Annotated in this window: 21 protein-coding genes and 1 pseudogene; 13 read left to right on the top strand and 9 right to left on the bottom strand. The window is 70.1% G+C overall.

The window, feature by feature from the left end:
* Positions 1-60: 60 nt before the first annotated feature.
* The 4 genes from trxA to AB0D59_RS49420 form a co-directional block, all read right to left on the bottom strand.
* Positions 61-378, bottom strand: a complete 318-nt coding sequence (gene trxA / locus AB0D59_RS49435; protein ID WP_351710643.1) for a thioredoxin — start codon at positions 376-378, stop codon at positions 61-63.
* A 14-nt stretch (positions 379-392) separates the two neighbouring features.
* Positions 393-821 carry a MerR family transcriptional regulator gene (locus AB0D59_RS49430; RefSeq protein WP_362579238.1) on the bottom strand — a complete coding sequence of 143 codons (429 nt, stop codon included), beginning with the start codon at positions 819-821 and terminating at the stop codon, positions 393-395.
* A 29-nt stretch (positions 822-850) separates the two neighbouring features.
* Positions 851-1,624 carry a DUF2127 domain-containing protein gene (locus tag AB0D59_RS49425; protein WP_362579235.1) on the bottom strand — a complete coding sequence of 258 codons (774 nt, stop codon included), beginning with the start codon at positions 1,622-1,624 and terminating at the stop codon, positions 851-853.
* 94 nt (positions 1,625-1,718) lie between these two features.
* Complete coding sequence (locus AB0D59_RS49420; protein ID WP_362579232.1) at positions 1,719-3,392, bottom strand: MFS transporter; 1,674 nt, start codon at positions 3,390-3,392, stop codon at positions 1,719-1,721.
* Between the two features lie 175 nt (positions 3,393-3,567).
* On the opposite strand from AB0D59_RS49420, the gene AB0D59_RS49415 reads away from it, so the two are divergent.
* Complete coding sequence (locus AB0D59_RS49415) at positions 3,568-4,185, top strand: TetR/AcrR family transcriptional regulator (protein ID WP_362579229.1); 618 nt, start codon at positions 3,568-3,570, stop codon at positions 4,183-4,185.
* 207 nt (positions 4,186-4,392) lie between these two features.
* On the opposite strand, the gene AB0D59_RS49410 is transcribed toward AB0D59_RS49415, so the two are convergent.
* Positions 4,393-5,772: a cation:dicarboxylase symporter family transporter gene (locus AB0D59_RS49410; protein ID WP_362579226.1), complete on the bottom strand. Its 1,380-nt coding sequence runs from the start codon at positions 5,770-5,772 to the stop codon at positions 4,393-4,395.
* A gap of 151 nt (positions 5,773-5,923) precedes the next feature.
* On the opposite strand from AB0D59_RS49410, the gene AB0D59_RS49405 reads away from it, so the two are divergent.
* Both AB0D59_RS49405 and AB0D59_RS49400 read left to right on the top strand, forming a co-directional pair.
* Positions 5,924-7,549, top strand: coding sequence for a sensor histidine kinase (locus tag AB0D59_RS49405; protein ID WP_362579224.1), 1,626 nt, complete (start codon positions 5,924-5,926; stop codon positions 7,547-7,549).
* Positions 7,546-8,226: a response regulator gene (locus tag AB0D59_RS49400; RefSeq protein WP_362579221.1), complete on the top strand. Its 681-nt coding sequence runs from the start codon at positions 7,546-7,548 to the stop codon at positions 8,224-8,226. Before AB0D59_RS49405 ends, AB0D59_RS49400 begins: the two co-directional genes overlap by 4 nt.
* Here the strand turns inward: AB0D59_RS49400 and AB0D59_RS49395 are convergent.
* Positions 8,114-10,510 (bottom strand): tetratricopeptide repeat protein, encoded by a 2,397-nt coding sequence (locus tag AB0D59_RS49395; protein WP_362579219.1) that lies wholly within the window; start codon positions 10,508-10,510, stop codon positions 8,114-8,116. The two genes, AB0D59_RS49400 and AB0D59_RS49395, sit on opposite strands and share 113 nt — an antisense overlap.
* Before the next feature lie 52 nt (positions 10,511-10,562).
* On the bottom strand, positions 10,563-11,123 hold the full coding sequence (locus AB0D59_RS49390) for a hypothetical protein (protein ID WP_362579216.1): 561 nt from the start codon (positions 11,121-11,123) through the stop codon (positions 10,563-10,565).
* Positions 11,124-11,275: 152 nt separating this feature from the next.
* Between AB0D59_RS49390 and AB0D59_RS49385 the strand changes: the two genes are divergently transcribed.
* The 4 genes and pseudogenes from AB0D59_RS49385 (at position 11,276) to AB0D59_RS49370 (ending at position 14,945) form a co-directional block, all read left to right on the top strand.
* The gene (locus AB0D59_RS49385; RefSeq protein WP_362579213.1) at positions 11,276-11,518 is read left to right on the top strand and encodes a hypothetical protein; all 243 of its coding nucleotides are present in this window, start codon (positions 11,276-11,278) and stop codon (positions 11,516-11,518) included.
* Positions 11,512-11,961, top strand: a complete 450-nt coding sequence (locus tag AB0D59_RS49380; protein WP_362579210.1) for a DNA-binding protein — start codon at positions 11,512-11,514, stop codon at positions 11,959-11,961. The genes AB0D59_RS49385 and AB0D59_RS49380 overlap by 7 nt, the downstream gene beginning before the upstream one ends.
* A gap of 57 nt (positions 11,962-12,018) precedes the next feature.
* Positions 12,019-12,864: a 5'-methylthioadenosine/S-adenosylhomocysteine nucleosidase gene (locus AB0D59_RS49375; protein WP_362579207.1), complete on the top strand. Its 846-nt coding sequence runs from the start codon at positions 12,019-12,021 to the stop codon at positions 12,862-12,864.
* Positions 12,865-13,033: 169 nt separating this feature from the next.
* A pseudogene (locus AB0D59_RS49370) lies at positions 13,034-14,945 on the top strand (tetratricopeptide repeat protein).
* Positions 14,946-14,951: 6 nt separating this feature from the next.
* Here the strand turns inward: AB0D59_RS49370 and AB0D59_RS49365 are convergent.
* On the bottom strand, positions 14,952-15,437 hold the full coding sequence (locus tag AB0D59_RS49365) for an ATP-binding protein (RefSeq protein ID WP_362579250.1): 486 nt from the start codon (positions 15,435-15,437) through the stop codon (positions 14,952-14,954).
* Between the two features lie 247 nt (positions 15,438-15,684).
* On the opposite strand from AB0D59_RS49365, the gene AB0D59_RS49360 reads away from it, so the two are divergent.
* Together AB0D59_RS49360 and AB0D59_RS49355 are read left to right on the top strand one after the other, a co-directional pair.
* Positions 15,685-16,536 (top strand): helix-turn-helix transcriptional regulator, encoded by an 852-nt coding sequence (locus AB0D59_RS49360; protein ID WP_362579204.1) that lies wholly within the window; start codon positions 15,685-15,687, stop codon positions 16,534-16,536.
* Positions 16,537-16,545: 9 nt separating this feature from the next.
* The gene (locus AB0D59_RS49355) at positions 16,546-16,737 is read left to right on the top strand and encodes a hypothetical protein (protein ID WP_217554459.1); all 192 of its coding nucleotides are present in this window, start codon (positions 16,546-16,548) and stop codon (positions 16,735-16,737) included.
* Between the two features lie 12 nt (positions 16,738-16,749).
* Here AB0D59_RS49355 and AB0D59_RS49350 read toward each other — a convergent pair whose 3' ends face one another.
* Positions 16,750-17,214 (bottom strand): PPOX class F420-dependent oxidoreductase, encoded by a 465-nt coding sequence (locus AB0D59_RS49350; protein ID WP_362579201.1) that lies wholly within the window; start codon positions 17,212-17,214, stop codon positions 16,750-16,752.
* Between the two features lie 140 nt (positions 17,215-17,354).
* Here AB0D59_RS49350 and AB0D59_RS49345 point away from each other — a divergent pair, with 140 nt between their 5' ends.
* From AB0D59_RS49345 to AB0D59_RS49330, 4 genes are all read left to right on the top strand, one after another.
* Entirely contained in the window at positions 17,355-18,722 is a 1,368-nt protein-coding gene (locus tag AB0D59_RS49345; RefSeq protein WP_362579198.1) for an extracellular solute-binding protein, read from the top strand.
* Complete coding sequence (locus AB0D59_RS49340) at positions 18,719-19,579, top strand: sugar ABC transporter permease (RefSeq protein ID WP_362579195.1); 861 nt, start codon at positions 18,719-18,721, stop codon at positions 19,577-19,579. The genes AB0D59_RS49345 and AB0D59_RS49340 overlap by 4 nt, the downstream gene beginning before the upstream one ends.
* Before the next feature lie 8 nt (positions 19,580-19,587).
* A complete protein-coding gene (locus AB0D59_RS49335; protein ID WP_362579193.1) occupies positions 19,588-20,418 on the top strand; it encodes a carbohydrate ABC transporter permease in 831 nt (276 codons plus the stop codon).
* Positions 20,419-20,518: 100 nt separating this feature from the next.
* On the top strand, positions 20,519-21,235 hold the full coding sequence (locus AB0D59_RS49330; RefSeq protein ID WP_362579191.1) for an XRE family transcriptional regulator: 717 nt from the start codon (positions 20,519-20,521) through the stop codon (positions 21,233-21,235).
* Positions 21,236-21,467: the final 232 nt, after the last annotated feature.

The raw sequence follows: 21,467 nt of genomic DNA, 5'->3' as shown, positions 1-21,467 counted from the left end.
TATACGCAAAAGAATCCCCCGAGCGCAATTGCTCGGGGGATTCTTCGTATAACCAGGCGGTCAGAGCAGCACGTCGGACAGCTCCTCCAGGAGCCGCCGCTTGGGCCGGGCGCCCACCATCGACTTCACCGGCTCGCCGTCCCGGAACACCATGAACGTCGGCATCGACAGCACCTTGTACGCGTTCGTCGTCTCCGGGTTGTGGTCCACGTCCAGCTGGACCACCTTCAGCCGCTCGCCCTCCTCCGCCGCGAGGGCCGTGAGCACCGGCGCCATCTGCCGGCACGGCGGGCACCAGTCGGCGGTGAACTCCACCAGCACCGGCCCGTCCGCCCCGATCACCTCCGCCGCGAAGTCCGCGTCCGTCACCTCGGCCACACCCGCCGCCTTGGTCATCCGCCATCCCCTCCCAGCTCGCACACCGGTTCCGGACCACCCGGAACCCTCGCCTCGGCGGCCAGTTCGTCCCGCGCCCGCACCGCCCGCTCCAGCTGCGCCCCGACCTCGGCCCGCACGGCCTGCAACTCGCCGATGAGCGAGTCCAGCTCCGCCAGCTTGCGCCGGTAGACCGCGAGCGACGCCGGACAGGTGTCGCCCTCCGGGTGCCCGGCCCGCAGGCACTCCACGAACGGCCGGGTCTCCTCCAGCTCGAAGCCGAAGTCCTGGAGCGTCCGGATCTGCGTGAGCAGCTTCAGATCGCTCTCGTCGTAGGTCCGGTGGCCGTTGTCGGAGCGCCGCGCGGGCAGCAGCCCGCGCGCCTCGTAATACCGCAGGGTGCGCGTGGTGGTACCGGCCCGTGCGGCCAGCTCGCCGATTCGCATGTCCACGACGGTAGGACTTGACGCCGACGTCAAGGCAAGCTCGGCTGCACGCCCGCGGATTCCTCGACCTCCAGCAGGGAGGCGCTGTGCCGCTCCTCCTCGAAGGCCCGGCGCCCGCCGCGCAGCCCGAACAGCCGCTTGGCGAGGGCGATGTAGAGCACCGCGAGGATGTTCAGGACCAGAGTGGCGATCTTCAGATAGCTGACCTTCTCGGTGAGTTCGTAGATCTCCAGCGGCAGAAAGGCGGCGGTGGCGACCACCGTCAGGTACTCCGCCCACCGCTTGGCGTACCAGAGGCCGACCGCCTCGACGAGTTCGATCAGCGCGTACGCCAGCAGCAGCGCGGCCACCAGCAGCAGCGTGGAGTGCTTGTAGCCGAAGGCCTTCTGTATGGAGCCGACGACCGGTGAGTGGTCGAGGTCGTAGTGGAAGTGCTTGAAGACCGGCCGGAAGGTGTCCAGGTACTCGTTGAAGAGCCGGCGCACCGCGTCCTGGCTGTTGCTGAACTTCCACACCGCGACCGCGACCAGCACGATGAACACCCCGCGCACGGCCCGCTCGATCGCCAGGAACCGCAGGATGAACAGGTCCCGCAGCACCTTCCCGCGCGGCACCAGCGGGGCGTCCGCCGCCGGGCCCGAGCCGTGCGGCTCACCGAGCGCGAAGTCGCCGCACCGCAGACAGCGCCAGGCCTCCCCGACCGCGGTCTGGGCGTGCAGCCCTACCCGCAGCCGCGGGTCGTCGGGGGCATAGGTCACATGCCCCTTGCGCGCGCAGTGCCGCCGATCCCAGTCGATCTTCATCCCCCGTGCCTCCATGCCAGGAATACCAACGTGCCGTTCCGGTTGGTCCGGAGCGGCACGTTAGTGGATACGGCTGACAAGTGGCGGTGAGGGGTCAGCGCACCCCGCTGTCCGCCGGCTCCCGCTCCTCGGCCGGATCCTCGGCTTCGGCCTTCTTGTGCCCCGGCAGCAACACCGCCACCAGCACGGTTCCGATGCCCAGGACCACCGCGCCGACCAGGCTGGTGTGGGCCACCGCGGCGGCGAAGGAGGAGCCGACGGCATCCGCCATCTGGTGTGCGCCCTCGGCCAGTTGCTGTGCCTGCGCCTTCAACTGGGCGGCCTGCTGCGGGTCGGTGGCCCGGGCCGCCTGGGCGGCCGTCTGCCTGGCCCGCTCGCCGATGCCCTGGCCGACCGCGTAACCGGCGCCGACCGAGTCCTGGGCGCCGGCGAGGGCGCTCGCGGGCAGCTTGCCGCCGCTGGTGGCGTCCGTCAGGTGACTGCCGTACGACGTGGCGAGCAGCGAGCCGAGGATGGCGATGCCGAGGGAGCCGCCCAGCTCCAGCGAGGTGTCGTTGACGGCGCCGCCGACGCCCAGTTCGGACTCCGGGAAGGCCCCCATGATCGCGTCCGTGCAGGGCGAGAGCGCCAGACCGATGGCCAGGCCGAGGATGATCAGGGGCGCCACGAAGTCCCCGTACCCCGAGGCGGCGTCCACCCGGGTCAGCAGGGCGAGCGCGGTGGTCCCGCCGACCATCCCCGCCGTGACCGTCCACTTCATGCCGACGCGCGGGGTGAGCCAGCCGGTCAGGGCCGAGCCGGCGAAGACCGCACCGGCCAGCGGGAGCATGCGGACGCCGGTGCCGAGGGCGTCGTAGCCGAGGACGAACTGGAGGTGCTGGGTGAGGTAGTAGAAGGCGCCGAAGACGGCCAGGAAGAACAGGGCGACGGCGAGGTTGGAGCCGGCGAAGCGGCGGTGGGCGAAGCGGCGGACGTCCAGGACCGGGTGCGGGTGGCGCAGCTCCCACAGGACGAAGGCGACGAGGCCGGCGCCCGCGACCACGGCCGCGGTGACCGCCTTGACGCCCCAGCCGAAGTGCGGCCCCTCGATGATCATGTAGACCAGCGAGCCGATCCAGAGCACGGAGAGCAGTCCGCCGACGTAGTCGATGCGGTGGTGGTGACCGGCCCTGGACGGCGGTACGAGGACGAGGGCGCCGACGATCGCGACAGCCGCGATCGGCACGTTGATGAGGAAGGTCGAGGACCAGCCGTGGTCGCGCAGCAGGGCGCCGGCGACCACCGGTCCGGCGGCGATGGCGAGCCCGGCGGTGGCGGTCCACAGGGTGATGGCCTTCGCCCGCTCGTGGCGCGGGAAGGTGGCGGCGAGCAGCGAGAGGGTGGCCGGCATGATCAGCGCGGCGCCGGTGCCCATCACGGCACGGGCCGCGATCACGGTCGCGGCGCTGTCGGCGAGATACCCGAAGACGGCCCCGCCCCCGAACACGACCAGGCCCAGGATCAGCGCCCCGCGGCGGCTGTACTTGTCGCCGATCGCGCCGAGCAGCAGCATCAGGGCGGCGTACGGGACGGTGTAGCCGTCGATGACCCACTGCAGGTCGGCGCTGCTGAGCCCCAGGTCGGCGGTCATGTCGGGCGCGGCCACCGTGAGGGCGGTGTTGGCCATCACGATGATCAGCAGGCTCAGGCAGAGCACCAGCAGCGCCCACCAGCGGCGCGGATACGGCCGCTCCGTCGTCTCGACCGGTTCCTTCATGACGAGTCGCATGGCAGGGATCGCCTTCCTCACGCGTCGGATGCCGTCTGATGCGCACGACCGAACTTGCACAGTGACGTGCAATTGCACAACCATGTGCAATATAGATGACATGCACACCGCTGTGCAAACGGAGGAGGTGAAGCCCTTGCGGAGAGACGGCGCGTCCCACCGCGGGGCAGGCAGAATGACAGTCATGACCACGGGTAACCCCTCCCGCGCCGACGTGAACCGGCGCCGCATCCTCGACGTCGCCCTCGCCGAGCTGCTGCGCGACCCCGACGCCTCGATGGACCAGATCGCGCGCGCGGCAGGAGTCGTACGACGGACCGTGTACGGCCATTTCCCGAGCCGGGAGGCGCTGATCGGCACACTGGTAGACGGCGCGGTGGAGGCGCTGATGGCAGCCGACGCGGGGGCCCGCCAGGAGACGGCGAACCCGGCGGAGGCGGTGGCCCGGTCGGTGCTCGCCCTCTGGGAGATCGCCGACCGCTACCGGCTGCTGGTCGGTCTCGCCCAGCGCACGGTCACCATGCGGGGCATCCGCGACCGGCTGGCCCCCCTGCGCGAGAAGAAGGTGGAGCTGCTGCAACGCGGCCTCGACGAGGGCGACTTCAGCTCACCCCTGCCGGCGCCGGCCCTGGCGTACGTCCATGAGCAGCTGCTGTTCGCGGTGATGGAGGCGGTCAACGACGGCCTCCTCGACGCGAAGGAGGCGGGCCGCTCCGCCGCGGTCAGCGCACTGACGGCAGCGGGCGTGCCCGCCTCGAGGGCCACCACGCTGGTGGCCGAGTTGAGCGAGTAGCCGGGGTACGGCTCCGGACGGCTGAGCGGGGGGGCCGCCCGGAGGCTTTGGCCGGACGCCCGGCCCCGGTTCAGGCGGGGCCGGACGTCCGACGGTTCTGGAGCGCCCCAAAGGGGCGCGGGCCGTATCGATGTGCCGCTCCGCCGCGTGGGCGCGACCAGCCACACGCGACCGGCAGCCGAGCGTGCACAGCGGCCAGGCAGACGCTCAGGCCTTCGCCAACTCCTCCCGCTGCTCGGGAAGCTCGGGCGTGCCCGGCTCCCCGTCGTCCAGCAGCGTCTTCTCGTCGAACGGCAGCTCACCCGCGAGCACCTGCTGCACGCGACCCTTGTCGATCTCCTTCGTCCACGTGCCGATCAGCACCGTGGCGACCGCGTTGCCGGCGAAGTTCGTCAGCGCGCGGGCCTCGCTCATGAACCGGTCGATGCCGACGATCAGACCGACGCCGTCCACCAGCGCGGGCTTGTGCGACTGCAGACCACCGGCCAGCGTGGCCAGACCGGCGCCGCTGACGCCCGCCGCGCCCTTCGAGGCCAGCAGCAGGAAGAGCAGCAGCGGGATCTGCTCACCGATCGACATCGGCGTACCGAGGGCGTCGGCGATGTACAGCGACGCCATGGTCATGTAGATCATCGTGCCGTCGAGGTTGAAGGAGTACCCCGTCGGAACGGTGATACCGACGACCGGCTTGCTGATCCCCAGGTGCTCCATCTTCGCGATGAGCCGCGGCAGCGCCGACTCGGAGGAGGAGGTGGACAGGATCAGCAGGAACTCGCGGGCGAGGTATTTGAACAGGGTGAAGATGTTCAGCCCGGCGATGGCCCGGAGCATCGCGCCCAGCACCACGAAGACGAACAGCACACAGGTGATGTAGAAGCCGAGCATCAGCACGGCGAGGCTCTTCAGCGCGTCGAGCCCGGCGGACCCGACGACGGCCGCGATGGCACCGAACGCACCGATCGGCGCGGCCCACATGATCATGCCCAGGATGCGGAAGACGAGCCGCTGGATGTGCTCGATACCGCGCAGCACCGGCTGCCCGGCCGACCCCATGGCCTGCAACGCGAACCCGGCGAGCAGCGCGATGAGCAGCGTCTGCAGCACCTGGCCCTCGGTGAAGGCGGAGACGAACGTGGTCGGAATGATCGACAGCACGAAGTCGACGCCGCCGAGCGCCTCGGAGTCCACCTGGGCGTGTCCGGAGGCCTTGAGGGCGTTGGTGATGTGCAGCCCGTCACCGGGGTGCAGGATGTTGCCGACGACCAGGCCGATGGTGAGCGCGACCAGCGACATCACCAGGAAGTAGCCGAGCGCGATACCGCCCACGGCACCGACCTTGGCGGCCTTCCGCACGGACCCGATCCCGAGCACGATCGTGCAGAAGATGATCGGCGAGATCATCATCTTGATCAGGTTGACGAAACCGGTACCGAGGGGCTTGAGCTCCACGCCGGCGTCGGGCCAGATGAGCCCCACGGCGATGCCCAGCGCGACCGCGACGATCACGGCGATGTACAGGTAATGGGTACGGTCCCGCTTCACAGCGGGTGCGGCAGGTGCCGTACTGGGGGTGCTTGCGGCGGCCACGGCTGCCCTCCTTGACGTCTTCGTCGGTATCACCGGCGTGCGGCTCACGTCCGGGGGATATGGGGGTTGTCGTGACTATCTCCTGGTCGGTGAGCCCGGTCACCCTTCCGTTCATTTCGTTCACGCTTCACCCGGGAGGCACACTGCTGCCATGCGCCTCCCGTCCGTCCCCCGCCCCCGCAGCCTGGCCGGCCAGCTGTTCGCCATGCAGGCCGTGCTGATAGCGGTGCTGGTCGCCGGGTACGCCCTGTTCACCTACGTGAACGACCGCCACCAGGCGGAGGAGGCGGCGACCCGGCAGGCGACGGCGGTGGCACGGTCGGTGGCGGACGCGCCCTCGGTGCGTTCGGCGATCCACACGTCCGATCCGAGCGCCCTGCTGCAGCCGTACGCCCTCCAGGTCATGCGGGACACCGAGGTCGACTTCATCACGATCATGACCCCGGACGGCATCCGCTGGACCCACCCCGAGAAGAAGGAGATCGGCAGGCACTACCTGGGCCATATCGAGGCGGCCCAGCACGGCCACACCTACAGCGAGACGTACAAGGGCACGCTCGGCGCGTCGGTACGCACGGTGACGCCGGTCCTGGAGAACGGCCGTGTGATCGGCCTGGTGAGCGCCGGCATCAAGGTGGAGGCGATCAGCAAGCGGGTCCAGGAGCAGGTCACGGCCCTGCTGGGGACCGCGGCCGGCGCGCTGCTGCTGGGCGCGCTCGGCACCTACGTCGTCAACGCGCGCCTACGACGCCACACACACGGCATGAACGCGGCCGAGCTGAGCCGGATGCACGACTACCACCAGGCGGCGCTGCACGCGGTCCGCGAGGGCCTGCTGATGCTGGACGGCCAGTTCCGGGTGGCGCTGATCAACGACGGGGGCCGGGAGCTGCTGGGGGTGGGCCCGGAGGGGGAGGTCGTGGGCCGCTCGGTGGCGGACCTGGGCCTGCCGGCCCCGCTGACCGGCGCGCTGCTGGCCTCCGAGCCCCGGGTGGACGAGGTGCATCTGACGGCGGACCGGGTGCTGGTGGTGAACACCTCGCCGGTGTCGGGGGGTGAGCGCCGCGGCACGGTCGTCACCCTCCGGGACGTCACCGAACTCCAGGCCCTGACGGGCGAGCTGGACTCGGAGCGGGGTTTCACGCAGGCGCTGCGCTCCCAGGCGCACGAGGCGGCGAACCGACTGCACACGGTCGTCTCGCTCATCGAGCTGGGGCGGGCCTCGGAGGCGGTGGACTTCGCGACGGCCGAGCTCGAGCTGGCGCAGGCGCTGACCGACCAGGTGGTGGCGGCGGTCAGCGAGCCGGTCCTCGCCGCGCTGCTGCTGGGCAAGACGGCCCAGGCGAACGAGCGGGGCGTGGAGCTGGTGGTCTCGGACGAGAGCCGGCTGGATGACGGTTTGCTACCGGAGAGCCTGTCGGCGCGCGATCTGGTCACCGTCCTCGGCAACCTGATCGACAACGCGGTGGACGCGGCCCAGGGGACGGTCCGGGCGCGCGTGACAGTGACCGCCTTCGCGGAGGATGCCGAACTGGTGATGAGGGTGGCGGACACGGGCGCGGGGGTGGACCCCGCGCATGCGGAACTGGTCTTCCAGCGCGGCTTCTCGACGAAGCCGGCGGGACCGGGCGGCCGGGGGCTGGGGCTGGCACTGGTCCGGCAGGCGGTGACACGTCTGGAGGGCACCCTGACCGTGTCGGAGGCGCCGGAGGGCGGGGCGGTGTTCGAGGTGCGGTTGCCGTTGCGGGCGTCGCTGGCGGGGGGCGAGGTCCGATGACCGGGGAGCCGATCAGAGTCCTGGTCGTCGAGGACGATCCGGTGGCCGCGGACGCGCACGTCCTGTACGTGGGCCGGGTGCCGGGGTTCGTGGCGGTGGGGAAGGCGCACAGCGGGGCGGAGGCACGGCGGATCCTGGACCGTACGCCGGTGGATCTGCTCCTGCTGGACCTGCACCTGCCGGACGTGCACGGCTTGCAGTTCGCGCGCTCCCTGCGGGCGGCCGGCCATCAGGCCGACGTCATAGCGGTGACGTCGGCACGGGACCTGGCGGTGGTGCGGGAGGGCGTCTCGCTGGGAGTGGTCCAGTACGTCCTGAAGCCGTTCACCTTCGCGACGCTCCGGGACCGGCTGACCCGGTACGCGGAGTTCCGGGCGGCGGCGGGCGAGGCGAGCGGCCAGGACGAAGTGGACCGGGCGCTGGCGGCACTCCGGGCACCGTCGCCCGCGGCACTTCCCAAGGGGCTGAGCGCGCCGACGCTGGAGCGGGTGACGGTCGCGTTGCGGGAGTCGGAGGAGGGACTGACCGCGGCGGCGCTGGCGGAGAGCGTGGGGATCTCCAGAATTACAGCCCGGCGGTATCTGGAGCATTTGGTGGAGGCAGGGCGGGCGGGGCGGAGTCCGTTGTACGGGCAGGTGGGGAGGCCGGAGCTGGTTTATCGGTGGGGGCGGCGGTGAGCGCCTCGGCTTGGGCGCGGTCCCGCGCGGCTTCGGTGGGGGCGTTGCCCCTGGTGAACGCTTCCGCGGCTTGCAGGTAGCAGGTGCGGGCTTCGGCCGGGCGGTGGGCGTCCTCGTGGACGCGAGCCAGGTTGTGCAGGGCCGAGCCCGTATGAAAGCCGTCCTCGAACTCCCGGTAGATCTCCAGGGCCTTGTGGTGCGCATCGGCCGCCTCCCCGAGCCGGCCCGCATCCCGCAGGGCACTGCCGAGGTTGTTCCACGCCATGCCCTCACGACGACGATTCTCTGCGGCCCGGTACAGGTCGCGGGCGCGCCGGTGCGCGTCGACCGCCTCCCCCACCTGGCCCGCATGCCGAAGCGCCAACCCCAGGTTGTTCCACGCAGTGGCCTCACCACGCCCGTCTCCGGCGGCCCGGTACAGGTCGCGGGCGCGCCGGTGCGCGTCGACCGCCTCCTCCGCCCGACTCGCGTGCCGAAGAGCGAGCCCCAGATTGTTCCATGCGGCCGCCTCACGACACCCGTCTCCGGCGGCTCGGTGCAGGTCGCGGGCGCGCCGGTGCGCGTCGACCGCCTCCTCCGCCCGGCCCGCATGCCGAAGCGCCAACCCCAGATGGTTCCACGCGGTGGCCTCACGACGCCGGCGCCCTGTCCGGTGCGCGACTTCCTGCGCGGCATGGCAGACGGTGATCAGGTCGTCGAAATACCGCCGCCAATTGAGGTACGTCACCAGCACCTCGACCAGCTGCAGTGCGGTGTCCGCGAACCGCTCCTCCCGTGCCCACAGCACCGCACCCACCAGCCCCGCCCGCTCCGCGTCCATCCAGGCCAGCGCATACCCCCGGTCCGCGAAATGCCTCGGCGCGGCCATCGACGGCACCCACCGCAGCCGGTAGTTGGCCTCCCCCGCCCGCTGGCAGTAGAAGCCGAGCACCCGTTGCCGCGCCTCCTCCCCCTCCTCCCACAGCCTCATGTTCCCCGCCACCAGCCCCGCCCCGAACATCCGCACCAGGTCATGCAACCGCCACCACCCACGCCCGTTCCCCCTCTCGACCAGGTGCGCACGAGCCAGCGCCCTCAGATCCCGCAGCGGAGGAGCATCAGCCCCCACCAGTGCGGCGGCGACCTCGTCACTCACCTCGGGCCCGGGCGCGAGGGCGAGCAGACGCAGCAGCCGGGCCTGCTCGGGCGGCAGACGCCGGTACGACAGTTCGAAGGCGGCGCGCACGCTGCGCTCCCCGTCGTCGAGGTGGACGAGCCGGTCGCGCGAAGCCTCAAGCTGGCCGGCGAGTTCCGCGACCGGCATACCCGGGTCCTCCGCCAGCAACGCGGCCGCGATCTGGAGCGCAAGCGGCAGATGTCCGCACAGGTCGGCGAGTTGCCCGGTGGCCTCGGCGTCGTCCACCACCCGACTGTCCTCCGGATCGGCGATCCTCAGGGCCAGGTCGAGAACCCGCCATGCCTCCCCGGGCGTGAGCTGATCCAACGGCACCAGCCGCGCACCAAGTTGAGGCAAGCGATCGCGTGACGTCACCAGCACCCGGTGCCGCCCCTCCCCCGGCAGCAACGGCCGTACCTGATCCGGCGACGAGGCGTTGTCCGCCAGCACCAGCACCGTCCCTCGCCGGGCCAGCACCGACCGGTAGAGGACCGCCCGGTCATCGGCCGTAGCCGGAATGTGCTCCGGCGCCACCCCGAGCGCCCGCAGCAACGACTGCAGAGCCTGATCGGCACTGACCGGCTGCTCGTCGTACCCATGCAGGTCGAGGAAGAGCACCCCGCCCGGGAACCACCCCTCCCCGCACGCCAGATGCGCGGTCTCGACAGCGAGCGCCGTCTTGCCGATTCCCCCGAGCCCCGACACGGCGGTGACGAGAACCGCGGCTGAATCGTCGAGCGCGCGCAGCAGCTCAGCCGTCTCCTCCTCCCGCCCGGTGAACCCACCGGGCCGCGGCGGCAGCGAGGCCAACGCCTCCGGCGCCGCCGCGCCCTGCTGGATCACGACCTGGACCCCGACCACCTCACGCAGGAAGACCCCGCCACGGAAGTCGGAGTGATCACCGTCGTACCAGTCAGCAGCGCTGCCCGGCGCAGACCGCTCCATGGCAGCCGCGACGGCACCCGCGACCCGCGGATCACCGCCGAGCAGTTCCGCGACCCGGTCACCCCAGTCCGGTAACGCCTCCGGCCGCCCCGAACCGTCCGCCGCTTCGGCCAGTACCCGCCCGGCGTCCCCACCCGCGCCCTCGGCCAGGGCCGCCAGCAAAGCCGACAAAGCCGCTCTCATGCGCCGTTCCGTCCCCCGATGCCCCTGATGCGTGGGCATCAACGGTACGGCGTCAGGCCGGGGTCCGTACTGCTCTCGCCGGCCTCATGTACAGCAGGACCTGCACCCCGAGCCCCACCACCGCGAGCGCCTCCACCACCGACAGCCCGACCAGCAACCCACCGCCGTCGCCACCCGCCCAGAACACCACCAACGCCGCCAGCGGCACCGCGCAGAACGCCGTCAGATCGATCACGGCCTGGATCGTCTTGCGGGTCCGGCGACGGACGTCGGTCCGGTGATAGGCCTCCCAGCCGAAGGTAGCGAACTCCCCTTCATTTGGGGTCAGTTGGCTGAGCCGAGGCCCCAGCTCGTCCCGCACATAGTGTCCGATCGCCGAGATCTTCTCGTCGTTGACCAGGTACGTCCACCCGAGCACCACGCACACCGGCGGCAACGCCAGCAGCATCGACGCCTGCTTGGCCTGGGCGGCCGCCGCGATGACGGCGGCCACGACCGCGAGCGTCACGTACAGCAGGTTGTCCCGGAACCCGATGCGGGCCTTCTGCTCGTCCTTGATCGTCTGGTACTCGGCGAGCAGCAACTGCCCGACGGTGACACCTTGCTCCGGCATACGGCTCTCCCCACCCGACACGCCGACCCACGCCGACCCACGCCGACCCACGCCGATCCACGCCGATCCACGCCGGAACGACCATACCGCCTGCGACCTGGCCGTTCTCCACCTCACTCGTTTTTTCCTACCACTGGTGTTACGTTTTATGAGTGAGCACTCATGCCGTTTCCCCCACCCCGGAGCGGGCCGGCAAGCGGTCCGTGTCCCTCCCCCAGTCGCTGATAAAGGAAATCGAGGCCAGGACCGGCAGGACCGGCTTCTCGGCCGTCGTGTCCGAGGCCCTGGAACAGTGGCTGGCCATGGCCAAGCTGCGTGAGGTCATCGAGGCCGACGAGCAGGAGTTCGGCCCGGTCGGTGCCGACGCCCTGCGGCGCGCGGAGGACGAGTGGTAAGCAAGCGCCTCAAGGCCCTGGGCAAGGGGGGAGGGACGCTGGTCCTGGACGCTCAGGGGCTCTCCCTCCGGGTTGACGGCGATGAGCAGATGCGCGCCCGGATCAAGGCGGCGGAGCTGAACGGCCGCCGGGTCGCGCTGTCCGCCCTCACCCCGCTCGAAGTCCGGCGCTCTGGGCAGGCCGGCCGACGCCTGGCTTTCCTGCTGTCCCGCTTCGACGTCAGACCGGTCGACGAGGCCGTCCTGCGCACCGCGGCTCTCCTCCTGGACAGGACGGGGCTGGACGGTCACGAACGTCTGGTCGACGGGGTCGTGGTCGCCACCGCCGCTCTCTGCGTGCCACCGGTGCGTCTGGTGACGTCGGACGGCTCTCACATACCCAAGCTGTGCGCCGCCGCCCATGAGCTGCCGCAGCAGCCCTCGATCGGCCTGATCGCCGTCTGATCCCCAGCCTGAGCCAACGGGACCGCCCGGCAGGAGACTTGGCGCTACCGTGGACGAATGCCCGCGAAGCGACCGCGTCCCACCGCAGCAGCCGTCATCCTCACCGCCCTGCCGGAGGAGTACGACGCCGTACGCGCCCATCTGGTCGACGCCGAGGAGATCGTCCACCCCAACGGCACCCGGGCCGAGCTCGGCCGACTGGCGGACACCTCCTGGACCGTGGCGCTCGCGGAGTTGGGCGTCGGCGCCCTGACCGCCGCCTCGCTCACCACACAGATCGTCGACTGGCTGGACCCCGAGGCGGTGCTCTTCGTCGGCGTCGCGGGCGGGCTCAAGGACGACATCGAGATCGGTGACGTCGTGGTCGGCACGAAGGTGTACGCCATCCACGGCGGCAAGCAGACAACGGACGGCTTCCAGGTGCGCCCCGAGGTCTGGCACGGCTCACACCGGCTGGTACAGGCGGCGCGCTCCGCGCTGCGGGACATGCCGGACGTACGAGGGCACCGCAAGCCGATCGCCGTCGGCGATGTCGTCCTGGCCGACGACAGATCGGCCTTCGCCGCCCACATCCGCCACCACTACAACGACGCCTGCGCGATCGAGATGGAGGGCTCGGGCGCCGCGCACGCGGCCCACCTGAACGGCCAGTTGGACACCCTGGTGATCCGGGGCATCAGCGACCTCGCCAACGCCGACAAGCACACGGCCGACGCCTCGGGCTCGCAGACACTCGCCGCCGAACGGGCCGCGTCGGTGGCGGTGGAGGTCCTGCGCAAGCACCAGCCCCGGGAGTCCTCCGACTCCGAGGAGGATCCCCAAGAACGGTACGGGGGCGACCACATCGACTTCAGGGGCGGCACCTTCCACGGTCCCGTCATCGGCAAGCAGACCGGACGGTAGCGGCAGGGGCACGGCCCACGGCCCGGTCCCCCAGGCGACGGCCACCCTGCCGGCACGCCCCCTGGGCTTCACCGGCCGGACGGCGGAACTGGAACGCCTGCTTCCCCACCTCGCCCCGAACGGCGGCGACACGGCCGCCCTCCCCCTCCTCATCTTCGCCGTCACCGGCATGGGTGGCATCGGCAAGACCGCGCTGGCGGTGGAGGCGGCACATCGGGCTCGCGCGAAGGGGTGGTTCCCGGGAGGCACGCTCTTCGTGGACCTGCGCGGCTACGACGACGCCCCGGTCACCGGGGACCAGGCGGTCCTGGCCCTGCTCGACGCGCTCGGCGTCCGGGGACAGGATCTGCCGCCGACCACGGAACGCCAGTACGACGCGTATCGGGCTCTCCTCGCCGGGCGGCTCGACAGGATGCTGCTGATCCTGGACAACGCCTCGGATCCGTCCCAGTACCTGCCGCTGCTCCCGGGGTCGGACCACCACCGGGTGCTGATCACCTCCCGGGACCGCCCCGACGCGCTGCCGGTACGCCTGATCGACCTGGAGACCCTCGACCCGGACGACTCTGTCGCCCTGGTGAGCCGTGCTCTCCACGGCACCGACGAACGCGACGACCGTCCCACCCGCGAACCGGAAGCCCTACGCGAACTGACCAACCTCTGCGACCACTTGCCCTTGGCCCTCCAGATCGCCGCGGCGATGCTGCGCCGGCGCCGACACCGGAGCATCGCCTCGCTGGCGATCGAGATCAAGAGGACCGGGGACCCGACCACCGTCCTCGACAACGGCAGTCGCGGTACGGATCAGTACGGCCGTTCGCTGGTCCTCCGGCCTGTGCTGGAGACCTCGTATCGCCGACTGCCCCCTGGTCAGGCTCGGTTGTTGCGGCTACTCGCCCTCGCACCGGGTGCCGACACCGGCACGGAGGCGGTGGCCGCACTGGCCGACCTCGACGAGGAGACCGCGCTGTCCTTGCTGGAGGACTTGGCCACCACACATCTCGTCACGCCGGTCGGGGACGGCGAAGGAGCGGCTTTGGTGGTGCGGTGGCGGTTGCATGACCTGGTGCGGGCGTACGGGGTGGGTGTGGTGGCGGGGGATGTGGGGTTACTGGAGGAGGGGGAGGCGGCGCGGGAGCGGGTGTTGGGGTTTTACCGCCGGTGGGCAGATGCGGCGGGTGCCCGGTTGCGGTGGTTGCCAGGGATGGTGGAGCCGGAGCGGTTCGGGGATCGGGGTGTGGCGTTGACGTGGTTTGACGGTGAGCGGGCGGGGCTGGTGGCGGCGGTGGGGTGGGCGCGGGAGGAGCGGTACGCGGACGCAGCGGGGGGGGCTGGCCGAGTGTCTTTCGGAGTATCTCGGCTGGCGACGGTACTTCAACGACTGGATCACTGTGGCCGGTACGGCGCGGGAGGCCGCATACGGTGCTGGAAACCGCCGCCGCGAGGCCGTCGCGTGGAACAACCTCGGCATCGCCCTGAAGGGGGCCGGCCGAGTGGAGGAAGCGATCCACGCCCACACCCACGCCCGCGACCTGTACCAAGATGCCGACGACCGCTACCACGAGAGCACCGCGTGGAACAACCTCGGCCTTGCCCTGCGGGGGGTGGGCCGAGTGGAGGAAGCGATCCACGCCCACACCCACGCCCGCGACCTGTTCCGGGCTGCCGACGACCACCACCGCGAGGCCGTCGCGTGGAACAACCTCGGCATCGCCCTGAAGGGGGCCGGCCGAGTGGAGGAAGCGATCGAGGCCCACGCCCATGCCCGCGACCTGCACCGAGCCATCGGCGCCCGCCATGGCGAGGCAATGGCGTGGGGCAACCTCGGCATCGCCCTGCGGGCCGCGGGCCGGGTGGAGGAGTCGATCGAGGCCTATGCCAAGGCGTTGAGCATCTATCAGGAGTTCGATGACTGGTACGGGGCTGGTCACACCCTCCACAGCCTGGCCAACGCCCACGAAGACGCCCAACGCCCGGCCGACGCACGCGCCTACCTGCTCCAAGCCGCCGACGCCTACACACGCGCCAACGCCCCCACCGAAGCCGCCCAAGTCCGCGCCTGGGCTGCCGAACGCGTCTAGCCCCCCTCACCACCCCCGAGCCCCCCACCCCGGCAGCACCACCCACATCCGCGTCCCGCCCCCGGGTTCCCGCACCTCCCCGAACCCCCACTCCCCCTCACACGCCCGCACCACGCACCCCAACACCCGCAGCGCGGCCCGCCTCCGCACCTCGCAAGCCGCGGCGACCCGTGGGTGACGGTGCCGCGGATGTCCGTCGTAGAGGACCACCCGCAGCGCGTCCTCCCGGTACCGCAGTGACACGTACACGTCCTCTCCCGGCGTGAACCGCCAAGCGCACGCGGCCAGTTCGCTCACCACCTGCACGGCCGCATCCGTCATGTCCTCCAGACCGTGCACCTTGAGCACGACCCGCGTGGCCGCCCGCGCGACCCGGCAACTGGCCACGCCCGCAGGCAGCGTGAAGCTGTAGGCGAGCGTGTCCGGAGAGGGGACCGCCACCTCCGAGACGTCGTCCGTGACGATGGGGCAGGGCGAGACAGCCGACGGCATTGACATGAGCAACTCCTCTTCAAAAAACGGGACTTGAGTCGCCCGCACGACGATCCCGGTGGCCTGTCACGAGAGCCGGGGCAGGCTCGCGCGATGCACTTCCGACGACGTCGATCCGTAAGCGACTCGTCACCGACTGTAGAGCTTCGACGGAGTACATGTACTACTCTCGATGGAATCGGTCGGTGGACCAACCCCCCGTCTCAAGGCAGACTGGCCCCGTCAACAGCCAGCCGCGAGGGACCACATGCCGCCGAGAAGCACACCGACGGAACGCCAGCGCCGCCTCGGCGAGGAGTTGCGCAGGATGCGGATCGCGGCCGGGATGACCACGGAGTACGCCGCCGGCCTGCTGGGCGTCCCGCGCACCAACGTCCCCAACATGGAGTCCGGCCGCTCCGGCATCAGCCCCGAACGCGTGCGCACTCTCGCCGACAACTACGGCTGCACGGACCAGGCCCTCGTCACGGCACTCGCAGCCATGGCGGGCAACCGTGAGAAGGGCTGGTGGGAGGCGTACCGAGGGCAACTCCGCGACGGCTTCCTGGACATCGCCGAACTGGAGTGGCACGCCACGCGACTGCGTATCGCGGTCACCGTGCACATGCCCGGACTCCTCCAGACCGAGGAGCACGCACGCGCGGTCTTCGGCGCCGTCTTCCCGCCCCTAGCCCCGGCCGACATCGACCTGCGCACCGCCCACCGCATGGACCGGCAGCAGGTTCTCGACCGTCCCGATCCCCCTGTCCTCGATGTGATCCTCCACGAGGCGGCCCTGCGGATGGAGTTCGGCGGGCCGAGGGTGGCGCGGCGGCAGCTCGACCACCTGCTGCGCATGTCCGAGCGCGACAGCGTCACCCTCCGGGTCATCACGTTCAAGGCCGGCGGCTTTCCCGGCGCCGGGCAGTCCGTCGTCTACGCCGAGGCCGCCGTACCCCGCCTCGACACCGTCGAGCTGGACAGCACCCACGGTCCCGAGTTCCTCGACACGGAGGCACAGCTCGGCAAGTACCGGGCCCAGCTCGACGCGGCCGCAGCCGTCGCCCTCGGCGCCGACGCCTCCCGCGACTTCATCCGCAGCCTCGCCGACGACCTCTAGGAGCACGCCGTGCCGGACATCACCTGGGAAGAACCCTTCTGTGGCGAGGGCGCCAACTGCTTCCGCCTGGGCACCGACCCCCAAGGCAACGCCTACATAGCCGTCGCCGGTCAGGAGGACACGTACCTCACCGACACCCGCGAAGCCCTCCGCACGCTCATCCGCGACATCAAGGCCGGCAGAGCCGACCACCTCCTCTAGCCGCCCAGCCCCTCACTCGGCCCTCTCCCCCTCCAGCACGCCCGGCCGGAACGGCTCCACCCCGACCACCCGCCGTACCTTCACCGGCTCGATCAGCAGCATCACCCGCCGCTCCCCCGGCAGCAGCCACGGGTACCGGTCCTCCCCGATGTACTTCCGGGTCAGCCGGTCCATGGACCGCTCCGCCTCCTCCCCCTCCACGAACCGCACCACCCGGCCCCGGATCTCCACCCGGTCGTAGGGGTTCTCCGGGTCGTGGTGCGAGAGCGAGACGCCGGGGTTGCGCCGCAGGTTCTCCTCCTTCACGCGGCCGATCGCCGTGTTGACCATGACGTGGTCGCCCTCGAGGTCGACCCACATGGGCGACACCTGCGGCGCACCGTCCGGCCCGACGGTCGCGAGATGCCAGAAGTTCGGCGCCAGCAGTCGCTCACGAACGTGCTCGTCCAACCTGCCTGTGCGGTCCACGGAATACATGCAGGCATCCTCACCTGCTCCCTCCCCCAGCAAACCCCCGCAGACTCATTGACCTGACTAGACCACTCCACTTACCTTCACAGCGCAAGAGAGACGAACCCCCAGGCCACAGCGCAGTGGCCACCGAGGAGGTCGTGCCCGTGCGCCCCACCGCCGTCAGCATCCTTGCCCTCTCCCTCGTCACCGCCGCCGCTTCCCTCACCGCGTGCGGCAGCGGATCCGGAAGCAGTCCCGACACCGTGAAGGTCTCCTTCAAGCAGTCCATGGACAACTCCATCAAGGTGACGGACACCTATCTCGCTGACATCAAGAAGCAGTTCGAGAAGGAGTACCCGGGGAAGAAGGTCGAACTCGTTCCCATCAAGGCCTCGGATGCGGATTACTACACCAAGCTCCAGCAGATGCTCCGGTCCCCGCGAACCGCTCCCGACCTGGTCTACGAGGACACCTTCCTCATCAACTCCGACATCACCAGCGGGTACCTGAAACCCCTCGACTCCTACCTCGCCAAGTGGAAGGACTGGGGGCAGTTCATCGACACCGCGAAGTCGGCGGCCAGAGGTGAGGACGGGAAGACGTACGGCGTCCCGGACGGCACCGACACCCGCGGCCTCTGGTTCGACAAGCGGGTCTTCAAGAAGGCCGGGCTGCCCACCGACTGGCAGCCCAAGAGCTGGGACGACGTGCTCGCCGCCGCCCGGACCATCAAGGCCAAGGTGCCCGGGGTCACGCCCCTCAACGTCTACACCGGCAAGGCCGCAGGCGAGACCGCCAGCATGCAGGGTTTCGAGATGCTGCTGTACGGCACCGACGACGGGACCGCCGACCCCCTGTACGACAAGACCAGCAAGAAGTGGATCGCCGGGAGTCAGGGGTTCAAGGACGCGTTGTCCTTCGTCGAGACCGTGTACAAGGACAAGCTGGGCCCGGACGTCTCCGACGCGCTCGACCCCAACTACCGGAACACCGTCTGGGGTGAGCTCATGCCCCAGGGCAAGCTGGGCATCAACCTCGACGGGTCCTGGCTTCCCCAGAACTGGCTGAAGGGCAGCGGTCGTGAGTGGTCCGACTGGTCCAAGCAGCTCGGTCTCGCCTACATGCCGACCCAGCACGGGCAGGCCCCCGGCAAGGTGAGCATGTCCGGCGGCTGGACCTGGGCCGTCCCCGCCAAGGCCGGCAACCCGGATCTCGCCTTCGACTTCATCAAGACCATGCAGACCAAGGCGAACGCGGAGAAGTGGTACATCGCCAACTCGGGGATCTCGGTGCGGAAGGACGTCGCGAGTGATCCGTCGTACACATCCGCCCAGCCCGGCATCAAGTTCTTCACCGATCTCGTCGCCAGTACGCACTACCGGCCCGCCTACCTGGCCTACCCGAAGGTCTCCACCGCCATCCAGGAGGCCATGGAGAGCGTGACCACCGGCGATGCGTCGGTCGACAAGGCGGCGAGTGGCTACGATTCGACGCTCAAGGACGTCACCGACAACCAAATGGTCACCCAGTGATCACCCGTCGCATCGCCCGCACTCTCCCGCTCACCCCCGCCCTGGTCCTGATACTCCTGTTCCTCGGCGGGCCCATCGTCTACTGCGCCTACATCGCCTTCACCGACCTCCAGCTCACCGGCCAGGCGCACTCCTCCTTCGTCGGTTTCGCCAACTTCCGTACGGCGTTCGGGGACGACGCCTTCCTGAACGCCGTCTGGCTGACCCTCGTCTTCACCGTGGTGTCCGCGCTCGTCGGGCAGAACACGCTGGGGCTGGCGCTCGCCGCGCTGATGCGGCGGGCGTCGAAGCCGGTGCGGACGCTCACCGGCGGGATCGTGATCACGGCGTGGGTGCTGCCGGAGGTCGTCGCCGGGTTTCTGCTGTACGCCTTCTTCCGGCGGGAGGGGACGCTCAACGCGATCCTGGACTTCCTTCATCTCCCGTCCCAGAACTGGCTGTTCACGCTGCCGATCCTGGCCGTGTCGTTCGCCAACGTGTGGCGGGGGACCGCCTTCTCGATGCTCGTCTACTCCGCCGCCCTCGACGAGATACCGAACGAGATCGAGGAGTCGGCGGAGGTCGACGGCGCCGGGGGCTGGCGGCGGATGTGGCACATCACGCTGCCGATGATCCGCCGGTCCATCGGGACGAACCTGATGCTCAACACCCTCCAGACGCTCTCCGTCTTCGGGCTGATCTGGGTGATGACCCGGGGCGGGCCCGGCGACCGGAGTCAGACCCTGCCCCTCTTCATGTACGAACAGGCCTTCCAGAACAGCATGATCGGGTACGGGACGGCCGTCGCCCTGCTCCTTCTCCTGGTCGGCTCGCTCTTCTCCGTCGTCTACATGCGCCTGCTGCGCACGGAGGTGTGAGCCGGAAGATGCCTCGCAATCGCCGGCGCTCCCGCCGCCTCGCCGCCGACCTGGGACTCCTCGTCGTGGCCGCCGCCTTCGTGCTGCCGCTCGCCTGGGTGCTGCTCTCCGCCGTCGACCCGCACGCCGATCTCCGGGTGCGGATCCCGGACGGGTTCACCTTCGCCAACTTCGACGCGATCCTCACCCCCGACATCACCTACACCCCGCTCCTCAACAGCCTGATCCTCTGCGGCAGCGCCACCGCGCTCACCGTCGCCTGCGCCGCCCTCGCCGCCTACCCGCTCTCCCGCTACCGCTCCCGGCTCAACCGGCCGTTCCTGCTCTCCGTACTCTTCGCGACGAGCCTGCCGATCACCGCGATCATGGTGCCGGTGTACGCGCTGTTCGTACAGATCAACCTCATCGACACCATGCAGGGCACCATCCTGTTCTTCGCAGCCTCCCAACTCCCCTTCGCCATCTGGCTGATGAAGAACTTCATGGACGGCGTGCCGAAGGAGCTGGAGGAGGCCGCCTGGACGGACGGCGCCAATCCCTTCCAGTCGCTGGTGCGGATCGTGCTGCCGCTGATGGGACCGGGGCTCGCCGTCGTCACCGTCTTCGCCTTCGTGATGATGTGGGGCAACTTCTTCGTCCCGTTCATGCTGCTGCTCTCGCCGGACCAGATGCCCGCCTCGGTCAGCATCAACGACTTCTTCGGCAACCGCGGCATGGTCGCCTACGGCCAGCTCGCCGCGTTCTCCGTCATCTACTCGACGCCGGTGATCCTGCTGTACGTCCTGGTGGCGCGGCGGCTGGGCGGCGGGTTCGCGCTGGGCGGCGCCGTCAAGGGATGAACAGGTCGGCCATACGGTCGAATCCGTACGTTCCCACAATCCGTGTTCCTGGCCGAACGGACCGTAGTCAGTGCCCTCGCGCGCCCTTACCTTGTGCGCTGTGCGCCGACCTCCAGCTCTGCCGAACCAGCCAGGTCCCCCCTTCAACGCCCCAGCCGCCCGCAGACTCCGTGCCGCTCTCGGTATGGGCCCCGAACATGTGGCCCACCATCTGCGGGCCTCGTACGGGCTGCCGTACGCCACCCCCGATCTCGTCCTCGCCTGGGAGCGCGGGGCGGTGATCCCCAGCAGCCCCGAACTCACCGCGCTCTCGGGCGTGTTGTGGTGCTCACCGGGCGAACTGATCGACCGGCCGCGGACCCTGCGCGAACACCGGATCGCCCGCGGGCTGGCACCGGAGGACGTGGCGCTGACCGTCGGTCTCGAACTCCTCGTCTACCTGGGGATGGAGGAGGAAGAGGAATGGCGAGGCACCGAACGCCAGTCCGCCGCCCTCGCCGACCTGCTCAAGCTCTCCCTGCCCGACTACATCACCGTCACCGGCCGCGAGGAGAAACTGGCCGAACTGCTGCGCAGCGCGGTCACCACCCGCTGGCAGGCCTACGTCCGCCCGGTGAGCAAGGTGGTCCCCCTGGACAGACGACTGATCGAGAACGTCCTGCGGGAGTTGCACGCGGACTACCAGGGCCAGATGACAGCCACCCTGGCCTGGGGCAACACGACCACGACAGCGGAGGACGCCAAGGAAATGGGCGAGGACTTCCTGACCGGGATAGTGCCCCGCTTCTGGTACGGGTTGCAGGACGGTGCCACTTGATCGCGCCCTGATGGACGCACCCCGAAGGGGGGCGGGGCCATGTCAATCCGCGGCTCCGCCGCGTGGGCGCGACCAGCCACACACGGCCCGCGGTTCCCCACCGGTCCTGCCACCCGAGCCCGCAGAGAACCGGCAGCCCTAGTAGGGCTCCGTTAGGTCTGTCTCGCGGTCCTGTTTGGGGGCATGTTGGGGGTGTGGACGCACATGAAGTGAACCGTGCCCGGGCGACGTT

The sequence above is a fragment of the Streptomyces sp. NPDC048417 genome (genome assembly GCF_040651615.1).
Classification (GTDB): Bacteria; Actinomycetota; Actinomycetes; order Streptomycetales; family Streptomycetaceae; genus Streptomyces.
This window is presented reverse-complemented; position numbering and strand designations above follow the sequence as displayed.